Below are 1,074 nucleotides of genomic sequence, written 5' to 3'. Positions count from 1 at the left end.
CGGCGCTGGTCCCGACGGCTCCCATGGATTGGCGCACCCCGAGTTCGGCGCAGACCCTGGCGAACTCGGCCGAGGTGTACTGGGCTCCATGATCGGCATGGAAGATCGCTCCGGCCAGGCTGCTGCGCGTCGCGGCGGCGGCCCGCAGCGCATCGCTCACCAGCTCGGTGCGCATGTGATCGGCGATCGACCAGCCCGCCAGCCGCCGTGAGCCCAGATCCAGCACGGTCGCCAGATACAGGAACCGGCCCTCACCGACGGGCAGGTACGTGATGTCGCCGACATAACGCAGGTTCGCAGCCGGCGCGGTGAAGTCCCGCCGGATCAGGTCCGGCACCTTGTAATGTGATGGCTCGGGCACCGTGGTGCGGACCTTCTTGCGCAGGTGCAGCCCGACGATCCCGCAGCGGCGCATCACCCGCGCGACCCGCTTGTGGTTAACCGGGCGGCCACGGGCCCGCAGCTCGGCGGTGACGCGCGGACTGCCGTAGGTGCCGTCGAACTCGGAGTAGATCTGCCGGATCTCTTCGGCGAGCACGGCATCGGCCGCCGCCCGCGCCGCCCGGGCCGGCGCTGCCTTGAGCCACCGGTAGAACCCCGAGCGGGACACCTTCAAGACCCGGCACAGCCGCTTGACGCCGAAGGCGTCCCGATGGTCGTCAACGAACTCGAAGCGGCTCACCAGTTCGTCTCGCCGGCGAAATATTTTGCCGCCCGGCGCAGGATGTCGCGCTCCAGCTCCAGCTCCCGAATCCGGGCCTTGAGCTGCTTGTTCTCCTCTTCCAGCACGTCGTCGGACGATAGCGGGCCAGCCGTCGGCCGCTTCGCCGGGGCCGCCTTCTTCGCTCCGGCCGTGCCGTTCGCGCGGGCCTCCTTCACCCACAGGCGCAGCGTCTCGCGGTTGATGCCCAGGTCCCGGGCCACCGATCCGTACGTCCGCGCTGGATCAGACAGGTACAACGCGACGGCGTCCGCCTTGAACTCCGGCGGATACGACTTCATCGCCACGTGGAACTCCTTGTCTCCGGATTTCCATCATCCGGTACTCAAGGTGTCCACACTTCAGGGCGAAGG

At 68.4% G+C, this 1,074-nt stretch carries 1 pseudogene; it reads right to left on the bottom strand.

The features are described 5' to 3' along the window. Nucleotides 1-1,008 (bottom strand): annotated as a pseudogene (locus tag ABD292_RS48835) (IS3 family transposase); the annotation flags it as partial. Nucleotides 1,009-1,074: the final 66 nt, after the last annotated feature.

Source organism: Nonomuraea bangladeshensis, assembly GCF_039529455.1.
In the GTDB taxonomy this organism is placed as follows: Bacteria; Actinomycetota; Actinomycetes; order Streptosporangiales; family Streptosporangiaceae; genus Nonomuraea; species Nonomuraea bangladeshensis.
This window is presented reverse-complemented; position numbering and strand designations above follow the sequence as displayed.